Below are 16,129 nucleotides of genomic sequence, written 5' to 3'. Positions count from 1 at the left end.
AGATGAATAATCAGGCTAACATCGGAATAGTGGGCCAGCTATATGAGGCTTTTTCCAGGAAAGATATAGCTGGAATGATGGCGTTAATGAGTGAAGATATTGAATGGGGAGAGCCGGAAAATCCCTATAACCCTGCCGGGGGAACGAGAAGGGGACATGCTGGTTTTCTGGAATGGCTGAATATTGGCAGGAATGCGGAGGAAATTCTCATCCTGTCGCCGAAGAGATTCCTTTCGGATCAGGATTCCGTGGCGGTTGTTGGCTATATGAAATGCAAAGCCGTTAAAACAGGGAAGATCTACGAATCGGATTTCGTTCACCTCGCAGTGATTGAAAATAATAAGATAGTAAAGTTCCAGGAATTCTTTGACACTTACGTTGCCGGTGAGGCCTTCAGATAGGTACCTGGTATGGGAACAGGTACAGGCGGGATGATACAATACGTTATAGTGTATTGCATCATCCCGCTTACTGTTTGAAATTATGGTTGCAGTATCCACTGACTGCTTTCAAAGAAACCCGGCACAGCTGTGCATTGTGCTGTTCCGCTCTGATTTTCCAGGTTGAGATAAGTGTTTTGCCATTCATTCTTCAAACGTGTGGCGCCATTGTAGTTTTCCAACACCCAGTAACTGCTATAGAAGGTATTGGGAACAGCTGTGCACTCTACATAACTCAGCCTGTTCTCGATGTTCATATAATGGCCGGTAGCCAGGTTCCTGAAGCGGGTATGCCCGTTCATCTGTTCCTGTATCCATTTGTATTGATTGCCGTTGTTGTTGCTGCTATATTTCACCTGTCCGTTTTCTTCATACAGGTAGGTGCTGAGCCATTTGTTTTTAATATACACACCATTGTTGCCGCTGCCGCCATCTGCCTGGTTTAGCAGTGTCTCTGCCTGGCTTACCTGCAGGTTGGCGAGATAGCTGAACACCTGGTTCAGTTGCTGCTGCGCATTGTTGTTACCGCTGAACTGTTTCCGTGCTTTGTACAGGCGATATACCAGATCCAGTTCATGCTGGCCGTAAGGCACGCCCAGCTTTTGTTGCATCACGGTGAGAAAACCGTAGCCAAACTCCTGTGTAGGTTCTATCATGGTACCTTCTCCGTAGTCATTCCAGGTGGCAAATTGAATGATGGGAACACTTGATTGCAGGGCCTTGTCTATCATCAGTGAGAATACGCCGGTACCGTTATAGGGTATCTGCCAGTTGGGGCCATCGGCATTTCCGGCTGCGTAGAAAGTATGGAAGCCCGGATATACTACACCGATGGGTGTAGGAAACCTGGATAGCTGCGAGTAGTAGTTGTCCACCACCCCGGGATGATCCTGGTAGATCCACGGGTATTCGCCACCGGCGTTGTTAGTGCCTACCTGATTAGTGAAGCCGAATAGCCGCCATACTTTAGGACGTGGATTGATACCATTCAGTATCTGATCCCACTCTGATGACTGGTGAAAAGTGATAGGCCCGAAATTAAGCACTACCGGTGTGTTGTTCACGCGGAAATAATTGGACCTGCTGAAGTAATTGTTTTGCATGTAAACGAAATCGTCATGACCACCGGAAGTCATGCCAGCGTCCCAGTTGCGATCTTCATGTACAATGGCGAATTGTAACCCTGCAGCGTCGAGCTTATTGATGAGCGCATTGGAGTTAAACAGGTTGTCAGGATAATCGTACCGCTGGCGGGTGCCGGGCCAGTCGATGAACACGCCGTCGGCGCCGGCATACTTCATCAGCAAGAGTTGGTATTCAATGATATCCGGATCGGAAGAAGCGTAGGGGCCTGTCTGCGGGTAATACCATGCTGCGATCTGCCGTTTTCCATTGACGATAATATCCGGATTCTGTGTGTTCATTTTCCAGTGATAGCCCCAGGCGCCTTTACTGGCGGGTGTTTCAAACCAGGGTATCCAGTGGATGAAGATTTTCTTGTTAGTACTTTTGAATACGGCGGCCGCTTTTGACTGAAGTTCCGTGTGGGCGGCATTGGGTGAAAGTGCGGTTACCGGCTGCGGCGTTTTCTGACAGGCCATGAGCAATAGGGTGCAGCAGATGGCCAGGAGGGTTACTGGTTTCATACGGAAGGGTTTTAGTGGAAGAATAACGTGAAATAATGAGAGATCTCTGCAAAGGTAAATTACAGCTATTGATGGAGACGGGTTTGCTGTATCGCTGGAATATCGAAAAAAAAGAAGGAGGGAATTCTTTTATGCACTGACACTCATTTTTCTAAGGAGAAAAACTTAGAAGAAGAATATCGATGGAATATGATGAGTGCTGACTTATTTTGGTACGCTGGAGCCGGAGGGGGCGTTTAAAACCAATTTTTTCCCTGGAATTGAAATGGGTGGTGTTAGTCCTTGATATACAGCCATAGTATAGTAAAATAGAATGTATAGTACCGTAATATCGAAGGAAATGCGGAGCATACGTGGACTTGATGCGGACCTGATGTGTACTTAAGGTGAACCCGGGATGAGCCAAATGTGCTACTGGCGTGGGTTTTGCGGGTGAGCACACACTGTTGGATGACTGTCAAGTTTTCAAGTAAATGCCACGTTTTGATCTTAACGGATTTGCCAAAAATGAAATGTACCCTGCAGAAATGGATGGCGTCATTCCGGTGTAGCAATGTGGGAGAATATCTAACTATCTCATTTATATTCTGTTACGTTGTTTTGTTGATCCCGGCACCCGTATTGGCAGTGGTACAAGAAACAAATGTTTATGAAAGAGTATCTGCGCTCACAAATCAGCAAAATGAAGCCATTTCATTTTTTAGTAGCCGTTTACATATTCATTACTGTAATTGGTCTTATTTGCAGAGGGGTGTGATGATCATTCATATAAAAAGGAACCCTCACGTTAAGTGAGGGTTTTTCTATAAAAATCAACAGTCGCAAAAGACAGTTATAGCGGGAGAAACTGAAACCTCTGGTTTTTGTTCAAAGCGCCATCGGGGATTTGCTCTACCATCGTGTCGTAAATAAGTTGCAACGGTACAAGTTCAGGTGTTTTGGATTCAATATCGATTATATAGTCGGGTATACCACGTGGGTTTGGAACGGTAGCTTTCCATACAATGTGGTCGCCATCATACCATACATCCCCGTGGGAGATACCTGGCGGAAGCAAGGTATATTCTATCCAGCCGTGGATGTGATGGCTTTTCCCGTTTTGGTCCTTAATCCATAGGTCGAAATTTTTTTTGCCGAAGGCGGAGGATGTGTCGCTCCTGAAGGAAGACAGCATAAACAGGATTGGGAGTAAAAGCAGACTTAACTTTAGTTTCATAAGATGATAATTTTAGGGGATTCATTCTGATAGCAGCGCTGCGGGTATAAAATACCTGCTTCATGCTGCAGCTGATCATCAGTAGGGATGGGGTACCGGGCGAAAGTTCAGCACCGGTAGTAAAAAGTTCACTAAAGGTCAAAAGAGAGAAAAGGAAAGGGGATAAAGCAGCATCGCTTTATCCCCTTTCCTTTATAATTTATTCGTTTGTTATTCTTCCTCTTCTACTTCGCCATAAGCCAGGGCTACATCGATGAAGTGAATAAACAGTGCGCATATTTCATCGTTGTCATCGTAGCCGTAATAAACGGGATAAGCGCCGTCTCCAAAGCCAGTAGCGAAGATAGGCATCTTATAGTCTGTTCCCGGGATAGTCCATGAGATCCAGTCGCCGCCTGAGCGCTGCATCCCCGGATGCTGCTGGTAGCTTGCATCGAACAGGGCCGCAAAATAGTCATCGTAGATGTTACCTTCCGGATGTTCCTGGTGGAAGCGGTCCTTGAAATCGCAATAGGCGTCCCGCACCTGTTTGTCGGCAATAGCTGCAAGGCCAGCATCTACATTGAAACCGAAGAATTCGCCTTCTGCAAGATTGCTCAGGTCTTCAATACCCAACAGTGCTTCTTCTTGTCTGACGCTTCGCTTACCGGTGAAACCGACTTTCACGGAAGCGTACCGGGGGCTGTCGCCATCAGGGATGGCTGCTGCGATGGTTACGGTGAAATTGCCCTGCGGCACTTGTGTGAGGTAAGGGCGGTCGTCGCGTCTGAGCCACGCCAGCGGATCGCGGACAAGTATCCAGCCGGTAGGGACAGATACTTCTCCAACAGAAAACCGGCGCATGGGTACGCCGGCAATTTCATTTACTTCAAAATATGTTTCCAGGTTATATGGCGGTGCCAGTTTGTGTTTCTGACTGGTGTACTGTTCCAGCCATTGTTGATCAGGAGCCATTTGTTTTCTTTAGTTAGCGTGTAAATATTAGCATCCGGTTATCAGAACTTGATCAGCAGTTTTTCAGCAACCAGTTTGTTGTCTTTGTAATATTCAAAATACCAGTCGCCGTTCCGCTTCAGTACAATACCATGAGAAGCGCCGTTATCAGCAATGAAATAATCCTGTACTGAAGTTTTGAGCATGGTCAGTACCTTTTTAGGTGTGGTATCTATCAACTGATAACCATTGGCAGTTGCCTGTGCATACAACGTTCCGGCAACTTCCTTTGCCTCTGCAACAGCAGGTGTTGGCGCTGGCGACGGCGTAGCGGCAGGGGCGGGTGTGGGCGTTGGTGCAGGAGCTGCTGCGGCAATTACGGGCTGCTGTGTTTGTCCGTGTGTTGAACCATCGTATGAATAAGGCACGTCTTTCAGCGAAGTGAAGGCGTCTCTCAGTGCTTCATTATACGAAACAACAAATTCTTTCTCCCTGCTTTTTCCTTCTTTACTTTTGAAAACAATATTGCCCTGGCAATCTTTTAATACGAGTGTAAGATTGGTGACAAATAATCCCTTTTTCTGCAATACATCTGCCTGCAGCGCATTGCATCTGTTGTCCGCCAGGTCTTTCGGCAATGCCTCAGTAGGATAGAACACTGTAAATCCTTTCTCTTCCAGCAGCGATCTGGTGAGGGTGTTCAGACCATACTGATTGTCTTCCCGGAAGAAGTTATACTTTTCGGGCACCAGCACATACTTGTAGCTGTTGATCGTATTCTGGGCATAACCTGAAAAAGACAGGAGCAAAGAAAATAATAATGCGTACGCTTTCATATAGTATTTTGTCTTCTGATTCCGACGAATATACAAAATACCTGATTGTTTTGTGAAGCTATGATTTCAGCTTTACAGCTTTGATCAGCTCGTATACATACAGCGGAAGGGACCATCCCAGCCAGAAGAAAGTAGGGCTTATATCTTCGAAGTTGCCCAGACCAGCTACCATAGGTGTTTTCAGCAATAACCCTGATACCACGAATGCCAGCGTAATGAGATAGCTTCTGATCATCCAGTCTTTATGTTGTTTAAACTTTCTTTTTACAGCCAGCCACCAGGCTATGAAGGTAGCTGTGATCCACACAGACACCCATACCTGTAATGAAAAGGCATAAGCCCAGTTAATAGCATAAGCGGTGGTGGAAGCCAGCACTATTGCACATAGGCTGCTGCATAGTATGGCGAGCAGATACAGGTAGCCAACCACACGATGGAGTTTGGTATTGTACTGCAATCTTTTCCAGAAATTAAGGGGGCCTAGTACCAGTGCGCCGCCACCGGAGGTGATATGCAGGAGCAGGAACCATTTCACCGGCAGGTATTTCCCCAGTGCTTCCGGCGTAAGTTCCAGGTATTTATCAGCGCCGTGCATGAATGTCCAGGTGATGAACAGAATGCCCAGCCAGATGAAAATATAAAGGATGTCTTTTGATGTAAACGGCCTGTCAGTAGTAATCTTATTCATGTGCTATACGGATTTGTCGGGCACAAAATTCCGTATCAGAAAGGCGATAGTCAATAACCGAAAAATTATTCGGTATAGGCGCCGACGTTAGCGGTGACGTCTTTTACCTGTTCGCCGTATTGGTTGCCCCATTTGTCCATCGACTGGATAATCGGTACGAGCGAGAGTCCAAGGTTTGTCAGCGTATAATCTGCGCGGAGCGGGAATCCTGGCTGCACCTGTTTTTCCACGGCGCCGATAGCTTCCAGTTCGCGGAGCTGCATGTCCAGCACTCTCGGCGTTGCCTCTTTGATAGCCTGGTGGATTTCGGTGGGGCGGCGGTATCCTCTGTAGATGGCTTCAATGATGCAGGGCTTCCATTTGGCGCCCAGCACTTTCATGAACACGGTGATGCCACAATTGAGGTCGAGCGGTATTTTACGTTCGTATGTCAGCATGGTACAGTTACTTTATAGGTTGATCTGCTACTTAAAGGTGGGCAATGTACAAAAACTATGACAAATGATTTTGATTTACTGCTGTTAAACGTGCTGCTACGTGTAATAATTTTAGAGACCGACGGTGAACAACGCTTGTAATATTATCAGTACTACTTTTCCGATACCCCTCATCAATAACTATCCTGTATGAAAAAAAAACTTAAAGCAGTCGTGGGAATTATTACGGCTGTTATTCCGCTTGTTTGTTTACTGAATCCGGTTATCGTTGCTGCCCAGAAAACCTATGCCAGCAGCGAAACCCATCAGGTCAATGGTGTATGCCTGCTGTGTGGCGTCAGCAGCCCTGGTAATCCGGTCAACAATACCTCCCTGGATGATTACTCCACTTTCAACATCACGGCGGGCATTTTAGGCACCAGTGTGGAGCAGACGCTGATCTTTCCCTCTGGTAGCGCAGCCGGCTGCGATTCGCTGGTGATAGGTATTGGCAGCGGTAATGCGTTGCTATCGGCCAGTTTGTTTGGCGGCGTTACCGTGGAGACTTACAACGGCGCCACTGCCAATAATGATGCGCATGTGGTTGATTCGTCGGTATTACGTCTTTTGCAATGTAATACCCGCGCAGAAGTATTATTGCATCCGCAGCAGCAGTTTGACCGCGTGAAGATCAGGTTGAGCAGCTCGCTTGTTGGCCTGCTGACTGGCTTCAGGGTGTATTATGCTTTTAGAAAGAGAAGTCCGGATAACCCGCTGTATCTGCCTCCTGAAGGAATGGTATGTGGTGCGCCTTATATCATTATACAAAATCATCAGCCTTATGTAAGATATAATGTACGCATTATCTACACTGCTTTTTCCAACCTGATACAGGATACGTCCTATACAGCAGCAGGGGATAGCATCCGGCTGCCCTATTATGCCAACTTCGCAGGTTCGCAGGGCGATATTTATGTGCAGGCTGTGGATACGGTCAGGGGGTGTCTGTCTGACTCCACACACCATTCGTACTTTGCAGGAAGTACTTCCGTGCTGCCACGGGTGGATGTGGACAGCGTGCATATCTGTCAGGGGGATACGGCAGTGCTGCATGCTGTTCAGGTTACGCCGAATGCGCTGTATTCGATTTTGTGGTATAGCGCCCCAACCGGCGGCACATTGCTGTATACGGGACCTGATTTTCGTGTAGCCCCTGCCATTACCACGAGCTACTATGTAACTGCAAAAGGGTCCTGCGAATATCCGAAACGTATAGCGGTCAAGGTGCAGGTGACACCGCGTATCCCGCCCGTACTGGACAGAGATACGCTGTTCCTGATCATCGGCGCCAGCGATACGGTCAGGGCTGTTTCGCCGGCCGGTGCTACCTTCCGGTGGTATACGGCAGCCACGGGTGGAACATTGATTTACACCGGCAGTAATTTGTCTGTATCTTTTACAACAGCAGGTACATATTATTACTATGTGGAATCGGTAGTGGATGGTTGTGTGAGTAGCAGAACAAGGGTGGTGATCGTAGTAAGCAACAGCCTGAGGACATCTGCCGCAAAAACGGCCATTACTTTTTATCCCAATCCAGCAACAGGTTTGATACGGGTTGTATATCCGAAGGATTTGTCCGGCGCATGGTTTACCATCAATGACCTGAGTGGCCGGTCAGTGCACCGTTCTGTAATTACGGCACGCAATGTGATAAAGCTGCCGCCGTCTATCCCGGCGGGCACTTACGTTGTGCAGATACATGTATCCGGTAACCCGAATACTATCAGTGGCAGTATTGTGATCAGTCCTTTGCAAAAATAAATCCCGGTAGTACCGGGTGATAATAACTGTTTACCGGTATTAATAATAAACAGTTAAGCCATGGAAAATTATGCAGAAAGCTCAGACAAAAAAAATGCAGGAGACATTTCAGCAGACATGCCATCGCCGCGTAAGACGTGGTTACATTTATTAATAACAAAGCCGGTAAACTATGGGAAAGTATGCAGAAAGTTCGGACAAAAAATTTGCGGAAGATGTTTTAAAAGGCGCGCCATTACCAGGTAAGGCATGGCTGGATTTTGAGCGAAACAACTGGGGGTAAGCGGGGCGGAGCTGGCTGAAACTATTATGATCGCGGCGGCGGTAAGACCGGGAGCGGCTTTGGGGTATGGTCTGCTGGCGATGAAGTTTTTTAAGGAAGGAGAGGAAGGTTAACAGCCTTCCTTTCTTTTTATTTTTTCGATCTGTTGCAGGCATTTGTACTTCTGATTGGAGGCAGTATGTTTGTTCTTCCAGCCCATCCGGTGCATCAGTGTTTCCATTGGTTCCTGCATGAAGAACAGCGCTTTCAGCACTTGCTGGCATTGTGCTGTGATCCTTTTAAACCAGTCTTTCAGCTGTTCGTACTGCCCCTCTGTATGTGTTTCATCCGTGTGATGTTCACAGGTCATCAGCATTTTGTCATTGTCACAATACTCATACTTATCATCTCTTAATTTCCGGAGCCAAAGGTTTTTTGAGACGGCAAACAGATAGGTTTTAACGGAGGACGTTAAGACAAAGCCGGGCTGTTTTATTTTATGCAGCAGTACAATCACAGCCTCCTGGAAGATGTCTGCTGCATCGTGGTCATTGCCGTTGTTCTGCCGGATGAAACCGGCAACGGCGGGAAAGCAATGTTGGTACAGGTCTTCATAAGATGTGTTATCCCCGTCTTTTAGTCTGATGATCAGGTTTGGGTCTATAGCTTTCGGCATTGTCGATTATAGTTTATCTATCCTTTATTACAAAAGGAGGCGATTATCACCCGCAAGGTAAAAATTTATTTTTGCCGTTGTTGATGAAGAGTTTGTCAGCAGATAGGATGTCTAATGATGAAGAGGGGAAATTTCCCGTAATTTGAAATAGGATGCCGATAATTTCAAAATATCCCCTATTTTTATGTACAGTTGAAGAAGGAAGCTAATAACCATAGTAAGAATTGATTCTCGGAATAACTGATGCAACTATGAACCCTAAAGCTCGCGTTTTTTTAGCACTGGTTTATTGTCATTGAAAAGATCGGAGAACTGTCGCATGACTGTTCTGAGAAGCCACACTAATGCATATTGATCATATAACTCCGGGATGCCAGCATAGCGTCTCCCTGCCTCTTTTTGTTTTATTTATTTCTCCATAAAACTAACGAACATTTAGTTATGAGTTATCTGCAATTCCCCCGTTTACAGTTCTCTGGCCGTTTTCAGGCTGACCCTTCCACGGTCAATAATGATCCTTATCATTTCAATACGAAAACATTCCAGAGTAGTTTTGATCTTCCCGGACCGGGTGCGTCGAATGGCTGGTGGAACCCCGGAGGTACAGGCGCATGGCGCTTTTACGAATGTACGGTGCAGAGGGTATATTACCTGGATGGTACGTGGTGTGATGACCCTGCTATCGATCCTGTTATAGGTATGCCGTTAACAGGGGCAGATAGCCGCGCGGAGGGTAAGATTGTGGACCTTGATCCGGAACAGCAGATGGTATCGGAGTTATGGGGATTCCAGGTGATTTTAGGGAGCCCGGCGCAAACGGGTTTTAAAAGTGATTTCCAGGTGGCGCCCTTCGGCGATATCTTTGTCCGTTATCCGCCCGGTCAGGCAGATAGCTTCTTCGGCGCTTACTGGCAAAGTGTACTGAGGGTGAAATCATGGCATAATATGGGAGAGTCGCGTTTCCTGAAAGAGCTGGATTCGGTGACGATCAAAGATCCGGATACCAGAGAAAACATTCTGAGCATCAAATTCAATGTGGATGGTTTCCAGGATGATTCAACCAAACCGGGCTTCACGCTGGGCCGTGTTGTGGGCACTATCGGGCAGCAGACATCCAGCGACCCGGACTATTTTGTGGCGGGCCGTTTGCTGGCCGCTATTCCGGGTGCACAGCCTGCATTGAATAATGCTTACTGCCTCATAGATAAGAATAATATCCTGCACATAGATCTGGGCAATAGTTTGCCTACAGCTGCTGTTGGCGGCCCGCTTGCCAACGTAGGCAACCTTCGCCTGTGTGCAGCTACCAGCACAGGGTTGAAGATCGTTAATGAGTTGAGATATGAAGACTGCGACTGGTATAAAAATAATTCCGGCCTCATCTCCTTTGCACTTACACCGGAGCAGTTAACACTTGTATCATCCAACCCCTTGTGCGTTTGCACAGACTCTCCCATACCAGGTATACAATCTACGTTGTTGTCGGAAAGTCCAGATGCTACTTTCGTAAGGGCGGATAAATTTGTTTTCCGCATGTACCCCGGCGAAACTGCGTCCACAAAATTTTATGCGACCCAGTATGGTAAACCATTGGCTAGTGCGCAGATCTCGCTGATCTTTGATCCAACCGTTCTTCTGGGGCAGGTTACGCAGGGGCCGTTACCAGGCCCGCGTATAGTGGGAGAGCCTACCTCTGCCCTGAAGGTTGAGAAGAGCATTACCACAGGAGCAGATGGCACCGTGGTACTTTCTATCGGCGCTGATGATCCCGGTAATCCCAGGAAGTATATTGATGGCCAGCTGTACTGCCTGGATTATCAGCTGGGCCCGACACCTCCGCCTATCGGCGCCACACAGAACGGCAACATGCTGCTGAATTTCCATGTGTACGACAAGTATAAGATGCCAGACGTTCCCAACTGGGTAGAGCATGTGCAGCCCATCTTCCAGCAGTATGCAGATCTGTACCCTGTGATGAAGCCTATTGTAGATCTCAGCGATTATGGCAGTGTAAAGCAGCGCATCAATATCCTGAAGAATGTATTCAGTGCAGATATTACCAGCCCCAACTATATGCCTGTTACCCGCGATCTATCCGGAGGTAAGCAGGCGATGATACTCAAGTGGCTGGACAACCCGGTATATATGGACCTCGATTCCAAAGAGGATCTGTTGCGGGCCTTGCAGACGGCTATTGAGCTGGAACATTCTACTATTCCGCCGTATCTCTATGCACTGTATAGTATCAGGCAGGGCTGTAATACAGAAGTGGCCGGCCTTATACGCAGTGTGGCAGTAGAAGAGATGTTGCACATGGCGCTGGTAGCCAATATCATGATCTCTATCGGGGGAAGTCCCAATATTAACCATAACCGCTTTGTGCCCAAGTATCCGGGCTCGTTACCCGGCGGGTTGTGCCCGGGGCTTACGGTAAGACTGCGCCGTTGTTCCATTGAGCAGATACGCGATTGCTTTATGGCGATCGAGGAGCCGGAAGGTGCTGTATTGGAACGCTTCAGGGCGTCGCAGGCATCGTTTGCACCTGATCAGCACCTGTATACCATCGGCTGGTTTTATGGGGAGGTCAAGAAAGCATTGAAAGTATTGTCTGATTCAAACCAGATCACTTTCGGCAATATTGACAAACAGGTTAGCAAGTGGAGTGGCATGGGTACGTTGTATACGATCGGCTCTCTTGATGATGCGCTCAAGGCGATTGATGAGATTCTTGACCAGGGCGAGGGTAAGAAGAGCGATGACCCTATGACCGGACAGGGCGACCTGGCGCACTATTATAAGTTTTCAGAGATCGTTGCCGGTCACCGGCTTGTAGAGCATGATGGTGAGTTCTCGTATACCGGAGATGTCATCCCGTTTGATCCAGCCGGTGTATATCCTGTGGTGGATGATCCGCAACCAATGGATTATCCGAAAGGCTCCCAGGCAGATTTCTATTCCAATGAATTTACCCGTAGCTATCAGGCGTTGCTAAACGGGTTGCATGAAACGTTCAACGGAAATCCGGATCACCTGAATGAAGCGATCGGCTCGATGTACTCCATTGATGTACAGGCACGGAGGCTGATGCAAACTCCTTCCGGCAAGAATGACGGCACCACAGCCGGACCGACATTCCAGCTGCCATACGTGTACTGATTATATTTATGCAGGCTCCCCGTTACATGGGGAGCCTGCTATTAAAACGTAGGATATAATAGCATCATATTTTGTCTCTCTTCCTTCTCTACCAACACTTCCGTATCTTGGCATAAAAAATTAATGCTGGATCACTTTCCATTTTATCTGACCCTGATCGTTGCTATCGTGTTGCTCATTATGCTGAGCAATAAAATCAAGGTGGCGTACCCCGTATTACTTGTTGTGGCTGGCCTGCTGATCAGCTTTATTCCCGGCATCCCTGTGATGCATATAGATCCGGAACTGATATTTGTGATCTTCCTGCCACCTCTTTTATATGAAGCGGCGTGGGCCATATCCTGGAAGGAGTTATGGCGCTGGCGGCGTATTATAGGCAGCTTTGCTTTTGTAGTGGTTTTCTTTACAGCCATGTCGGTAGCGTTTGTGGCCAATAGGTTCATTCCTGGGTTCTCTCTGGTACTGGGTTTTCTGCTGGGGGGGATCGTTTCGCCGCCGGATGCCGTGAGTGCCGGTGCTATTCTGAAGTTTGTAAAGGTACCGAAACGGATGTCATCCATACTGGAGGGGGAAAGCCTGCTGAATGATGCTTCATCGCTTATTATTTTCCGCTTTGCTATGATTGCGTTGGCAACGGGGCAATTCATCTGGTACCAGGCGGCGTTTAGTTTTGTCTGGATGCTGGTAGGAGGCGTGGGCATCGGATTGCTGGTAGGAATGGCGTTTATGAAGCTCCATAAATATCTGCCTACTGATGTAAATATGGATATTATTCTCACGCTGGTTACACCTTATGTGATGTATATAGCGGCTGAAGAGGCGCACAGCTCCGGTGTGCTGGCCGTAGTAAGCGGAGGTTTGTTGTTGTCGAACAGGCGGCATCACTTCCTGGGTACCATTTCGCGATTGCATGGGGTGAATGTATGGGAGAGCATTGTATTTGTATTGAATGGCCTTGTTTTCATGCTGATAGGACTTGACCTGCCGGAGATCACTGCAGGTCTCAGGAGTGAAGGTATCAGTACTGCTTCGGCGGTGGGCTATGGGTTGTTGATTACCGGGGTACTGATAGTGGCGAGGATCATATCAACTTACGGCGCTGTGATTGTAACGCTGATAGCCCGCAACTTTATAACGGTAGCGGATGCACGAAACCCGGGGCTGAGAGTGCCGGTTATAATGGGCTGGACAGGTATGCGTGGCGTGGTGTCACTTGCGGCGGCTTTATCCATCCCGGTTCAGCTGGACAATGGCATCAACTTTCCCCAGCGTAACCTGATCCTGTTCATTACCTTCATTGTGATACTGACCACCCTGGTTTTGCAGGGTCTGACCCTTCCTTACCTGATCGAAAGGATAAAGCTGCCCGCGTTCGACGATTATCCACCGGAAGAAGAGGCTGAAAATCTCATCAGCAAGGAGATTTCAAGAAAAGCACTGGATCACCTTACTACCAACTACAGTGCGGAGCTTCAGGAGCACATGCTCTTACAACAGCTGGCCGCCAAATGGAAAGAGAAGAGCAACGAAGACGCTGACCCGGTAATACCTCCCGCCGGCCGCGCTGCCTACATGGATATTCTGAATCAGCAAAGGTTATGGTTGCTGAACAAAAACAGGACAGACGAGCATTTCGACGAGGATGTGATCAGGAAATACCTGCACCTGATAGATCTGGAGGAAGAGAAGCTGAAGGCGATGTAAGGGTAAAACACCCCCCCGAAAAAAAACCGGTTTTGTATCTTTGCGGACATGTTCAGAGACCTTGCCTTACGATACTGGAGATATATTGTCGATGTGGGAGTATCCCCTGATATGTCTTTTATCGAAGTAAGGCGTACGAAACTGCTCAATCTGCTGGCGTTGCCCTGCATACCTTGTATGTTTTTCTATGCCATACTGAACACCAGTCAGCACCGCTATCTGCTGGCCGCGCTCAATCTGACTACCACCCTTATGAATGTTGCGGTGTTGCTGATGCACTATTACCGTATGTATTATGGCGCCAGGGTCATCATGATTTTCTTCAGTGTGGTGCTGTATACGTTTACCGGGGTATATTTCCATAACGGAGCGGAGTATTTTCTGCTCAATATCCTTATCCTCAGTATCCTGGTATATGATAATATATGGATCATCACCGGGCTCAGTGTAATGGTGATAGCGGCTTTTATGCTGATCATCTTTTTCCCACAGCAATGGCATCTGGCTCAGCCGGCGCCACAGGAGCGGGTTTGGAGCAATGTGGGAGTTTCCTTGTCGTTTATTATTGTGGCGCTCAGCTATTTTAAATTTATACAGTCCGACTACCAGCAGCAGATAGAGCAGCAGCGAAAGGAGCTGGCCGTCCTCAACCGGGACCAGGAAAAGCTTTTCTCTGTGGTGGCCCACGACATACGCAGCCCTTTGGCTACGCTGGAAGTATTGCTGGATATGTACAGGAAGGGCGAGTATCCCGAAGCGGAGATGAAAGCTGCTACTGAGGCGTTATACCTGAAGGTGGCAGAGCTGGGAGGTTCGTTGGATAATGTGCTGCGTTGGAGTTCCCGTAACATCCGAGGTATACGCTGGCGCCCTGCGGCATTTGCGCTGGCGCCGCTGGTGCAGGAGGTGCTGTCGTTCTGCCAGTTGCTCATGCAGCAGAAACAGATTGGCCTGTCCGTGGAAGTACCGATAGATATATATCTGTATGCAGACAGGGACCAGGTTTCCGTTATCCTGCGGAATATTTTCAACAACGCCATTAAGTTCAGTCATCCCGGCGACAGCATTAGTATCAAGGCTATACCTGATACAGATAAGGTATCTATCCATGTGGAAGATAAAGGGATCGGTATGACTGCGGAGCAACTGAATGCGTTGCTGGCAGGGATTCCGAGCCAGTCTAACGGTACACGCGGGGAATGGGGGACGGGCCTGGGGATGCTGCTCTGTAAAGATTTTGCACAACAGAACCGTGGAGGAATCAGTGTGGAAAGCGTGGCGGGTGAAGGTACAGTGTTGATTATCACTTTACCGGTGGCAGATGAGGATGAATAGCATTCTTTGATTTTCTTACCTTTGGAGAATGAAGAAAATTGAAACGGCCGAAGATTATTTTAACCATAAGGGGATTATACCTGCGTCTACCAGTCTGTTCAATGTGTTTGAGAGCGAGGGATTGTGCACAGAACCGATGATATATAACAGGAGGGATTTTTATAAGATCGCGCTGATGAAAGGAACCAGCAGGTTGAGCTGGCATGGTCAGGTGATTGAGGTTAACCGTCCTGCACTGATCTTCTATAACCCACATGTACCCTACGCCTGGAGCCCGGTATCGCCGGAGCAGCCGGGTTTCTTCTGCTTGTTCAAAAAAGAATTTCTGAGGGACAGTAACCGGGAGGAAAGCCTCCGGCATTCGCCACTCTTCAGAACCGGTATTTATCCGGTATATTTTCCTGATAAGGTACAACTGCAATACATACACGATATTTTCAGCAGGATGTATAAGGAAATCCAGTCGGACTATATTTACAAATATGATCTGCTCCGCAGCCATCTTCACCTCATCATCCACGAGGCGTTGAAAATGGAGCGCGACACCTTCCCGATAAAGCATCAACATGCATCCGGACGCATTACTGCGCTTTTTTTTGAAATGCTCGAAAGGCAATTTCCGATTGATTCTCCGGAACGCTCGCTACAACTGAAGACTGCCGGCGACTATGCGAAAGTATTATCTGTGCATGTCAATCACCTGAACCATGCGGTAAAGGAAGTCACCGGAAGGCCTACTTCTATGCATATCTCCGACAGGTTGCTGGCAGAAGCAAAGGCGTTGCTGCGTCATACCGACTGGCCTATTGCGCATGTTGCCTCTGGCCTTGGCTTTGAGTATCCCAACTATTTCTACAACTTCTTCAAAAAGAGAACAGGGTATTCACCCCGGCAGATTAGAATGGGCGTTATTTGATTTTTGTACTTTTTAGTTTGATGCGATTACCTGCGCCGTTTGCGGGACGGGTAATTTTGTGCCTGTATAAAATGATTTTTT

The 16,129-nt window shown here is 47.7% G+C and carries 13 protein-coding genes; 6 read left to right on the top strand and 7 right to left on the bottom strand.

What is annotated here, in order from left to right; genetic code table 11:
* The first annotated feature begins 2 nt into the window (after positions 1-2).
* Positions 3-401, top strand: coding sequence for a nuclear transport factor 2 family protein (locus VM802_RS20775; RefSeq protein ID WP_325534124.1), 399 nt, complete (start codon positions 3-5; stop codon positions 399-401).
* Between the two features lie 80 nt (positions 402-481).
* Here the strand turns inward: VM802_RS20775 and VM802_RS20770 are convergent, their stop codons facing one another.
* The 6 genes from VM802_RS20770 to VM802_RS20745 all read right to left on the bottom strand — a co-directional run bounded on the left by VM802_RS20770 (position 482) and on the right by VM802_RS20745 (position 6,196).
* Positions 482-2,086, bottom strand: a complete 1,605-nt coding sequence (locus VM802_RS20770) for a glycoside hydrolase family 71/99-like protein (RefSeq protein WP_325534122.1) — start codon at positions 2,084-2,086, stop codon at positions 482-484.
* An 832-nt stretch (positions 2,087-2,918) separates the two neighbouring features.
* Positions 2,919-3,302, bottom strand: a complete 384-nt coding sequence (locus VM802_RS20765) for a hypothetical protein (RefSeq protein WP_325534120.1) — start codon at positions 3,300-3,302, stop codon at positions 2,919-2,921.
* 210 nt (positions 3,303-3,512) lie between these two features.
* A complete protein-coding gene (locus VM802_RS20760; protein WP_325534118.1) occupies positions 3,513-4,256 on the bottom strand; it encodes a DUF4241 domain-containing protein in 744 nt (247 codons plus the stop codon).
* 41 nt (positions 4,257-4,297) lie between these two features.
* Entirely contained in the window at positions 4,298-5,071 is a 774-nt protein-coding gene (locus VM802_RS20755; RefSeq protein ID WP_325534116.1) for a hypothetical protein, read from the bottom strand.
* Positions 5,072-5,129: 58 nt separating this feature from the next.
* Positions 5,130-5,759, bottom strand: a complete 630-nt coding sequence (locus tag VM802_RS20750) for a DUF2306 domain-containing protein (RefSeq protein WP_325534115.1) — start codon at positions 5,757-5,759, stop codon at positions 5,130-5,132.
* Between the two features lie 65 nt (positions 5,760-5,824).
* Positions 5,825-6,196 (bottom strand): winged helix-turn-helix transcriptional regulator, encoded by a 372-nt coding sequence (locus VM802_RS20745; protein WP_325534114.1) that lies wholly within the window; start codon positions 6,194-6,196, stop codon positions 5,825-5,827.
* A 189-nt stretch (positions 6,197-6,385) separates the two neighbouring features.
* Here VM802_RS20745 and VM802_RS20740 point away from each other — a divergent pair, with 189 nt between their 5' ends.
* The gene (locus VM802_RS20740; RefSeq protein WP_325534112.1) at positions 6,386-7,999 is read left to right on the top strand and encodes an Ig-like domain-containing protein; all 1,614 of its coding nucleotides are present in this window, start codon (positions 6,386-6,388) and stop codon (positions 7,997-7,999) included.
* Positions 8,000-8,391: 392 nt separating this feature from the next.
* Here VM802_RS20740 and VM802_RS20735 read toward each other — a convergent pair whose 3' ends face one another.
* Positions 8,392-8,937, bottom strand: a complete 546-nt coding sequence (locus VM802_RS20735) for an RNA polymerase sigma factor (protein ID WP_325534110.1) — start codon at positions 8,935-8,937, stop codon at positions 8,392-8,394.
* Between the two features lie 441 nt (positions 8,938-9,378).
* Between VM802_RS20735 and VM802_RS20730 the strand changes: the two genes are divergently transcribed.
* The 4 genes from VM802_RS20730 to VM802_RS20715 all read left to right on the top strand — a co-directional run bounded on the left by VM802_RS20730 (position 9,379) and on the right by VM802_RS20715 (position 16,048).
* Positions 9,379-12,093, top strand: coding sequence for a ferritin-like domain-containing protein (locus VM802_RS20730; protein ID WP_325534108.1), 2,715 nt, complete (start codon positions 9,379-9,381; stop codon positions 12,091-12,093).
* A gap of 123 nt (positions 12,094-12,216) precedes the next feature.
* Positions 12,217-13,797 carry a Na+/H+ antiporter gene (locus VM802_RS20725; RefSeq protein WP_325534106.1) on the top strand — a complete coding sequence of 527 codons (1,581 nt, stop codon included), beginning with the start codon at positions 12,217-12,219 and terminating at the stop codon, positions 13,795-13,797.
* A 48-nt stretch (positions 13,798-13,845) separates the two neighbouring features.
* A complete protein-coding gene (locus VM802_RS20720) occupies positions 13,846-15,132 on the top strand; it encodes a sensor histidine kinase (RefSeq protein ID WP_325534104.1) in 1,287 nt (428 codons plus the stop codon).
* A gap of 28 nt (positions 15,133-15,160) precedes the next feature.
* Positions 15,161-16,048 (top strand): helix-turn-helix domain-containing protein, encoded by an 888-nt coding sequence (locus tag VM802_RS20715; RefSeq protein WP_325534102.1) that lies wholly within the window; start codon positions 15,161-15,163, stop codon positions 16,046-16,048.
* Positions 16,049-16,129 lie beyond the last annotated feature (81 nt).

The organism is Chitinophaga sp. (assembly GCF_035538455.1).
In the GTDB taxonomy this organism is placed as follows: Bacteria; Bacteroidota; Bacteroidia; order Chitinophagales; family Chitinophagaceae; genus Chitinophaga.
The sequence above is the reverse complement of the archived record's forward strand: the minus strand, read 5'-3'. Positions and strand labels throughout refer to the sequence as shown.

What these genes read in the sequence shown, in the direction of transcription:
- VM802_RS20775 (WP_325534124.1), top strand. Translation starts at nt 3, where the DNA reads ATGAATAATCAGGCTAACATCGGAATAGTGGGCCAGCTATATGAGGCT.
- VM802_RS20770 (WP_325534122.1), bottom strand. Translation starts at nt 2,086, where the DNA reads ATGAAACCAGTAACCCTCCTGGCCATCTGCTGCACCCTATTGCTCATG.
- VM802_RS20765 (WP_325534120.1), bottom strand. Translation starts at nt 3,302, where the DNA reads ATGAAACTAAAGTTAAGTCTGCTTTTACTCCCAATCCTGTTTATGCTG.
- VM802_RS20760 (WP_325534118.1), bottom strand. Translation starts at nt 4,256, where the DNA reads ATGGCTCCTGATCAACAATGGCTGGAACAGTACACCAGTCAGAAACAC.
- VM802_RS20755 (WP_325534116.1), bottom strand. Translation starts at nt 5,071, where the DNA reads ATGAAAGCGTACGCATTATTATTTTCTTTGCTCCTGTCTTTTTCAGGT.
- VM802_RS20750 (WP_325534115.1), bottom strand. Translation starts at nt 5,759, where the DNA reads ATGAATAAGATTACTACTGACAGGCCGTTTACATCAAAAGACATCCTT.
- VM802_RS20745 (WP_325534114.1), bottom strand. Translation starts at nt 6,196, where the DNA reads ATGCTGACATACGAACGTAAAATACCGCTCGACCTCAATTGTGGCATC.
- VM802_RS20740 (WP_325534112.1), top strand. Translation starts at nt 6,386, where the DNA reads ATGAAAAAAAAACTTAAAGCAGTCGTGGGAATTATTACGGCTGTTATT.
- VM802_RS20735 (WP_325534110.1), bottom strand. Translation starts at nt 8,937, where the DNA reads ATGCCGAAAGCTATAGACCCAAACCTGATCATCAGACTAAAAGACGGG.
- VM802_RS20730 (WP_325534108.1), top strand. Translation starts at nt 9,379, where the DNA reads ATGAGTTATCTGCAATTCCCCCGTTTACAGTTCTCTGGCCGTTTTCAG.
- VM802_RS20725 (WP_325534106.1), top strand. Translation starts at nt 12,217, where the DNA reads ATGCTGGATCACTTTCCATTTTATCTGACCCTGATCGTTGCTATCGTG.
- VM802_RS20720 (WP_325534104.1), top strand. Translation starts at nt 13,846, where the DNA reads ATGTTCAGAGACCTTGCCTTACGATACTGGAGATATATTGTCGATGTG.
- VM802_RS20715 (WP_325534102.1), top strand. Translation starts at nt 15,161, where the DNA reads ATGAAGAAAATTGAAACGGCCGAAGATTATTTTAACCATAAGGGGATT.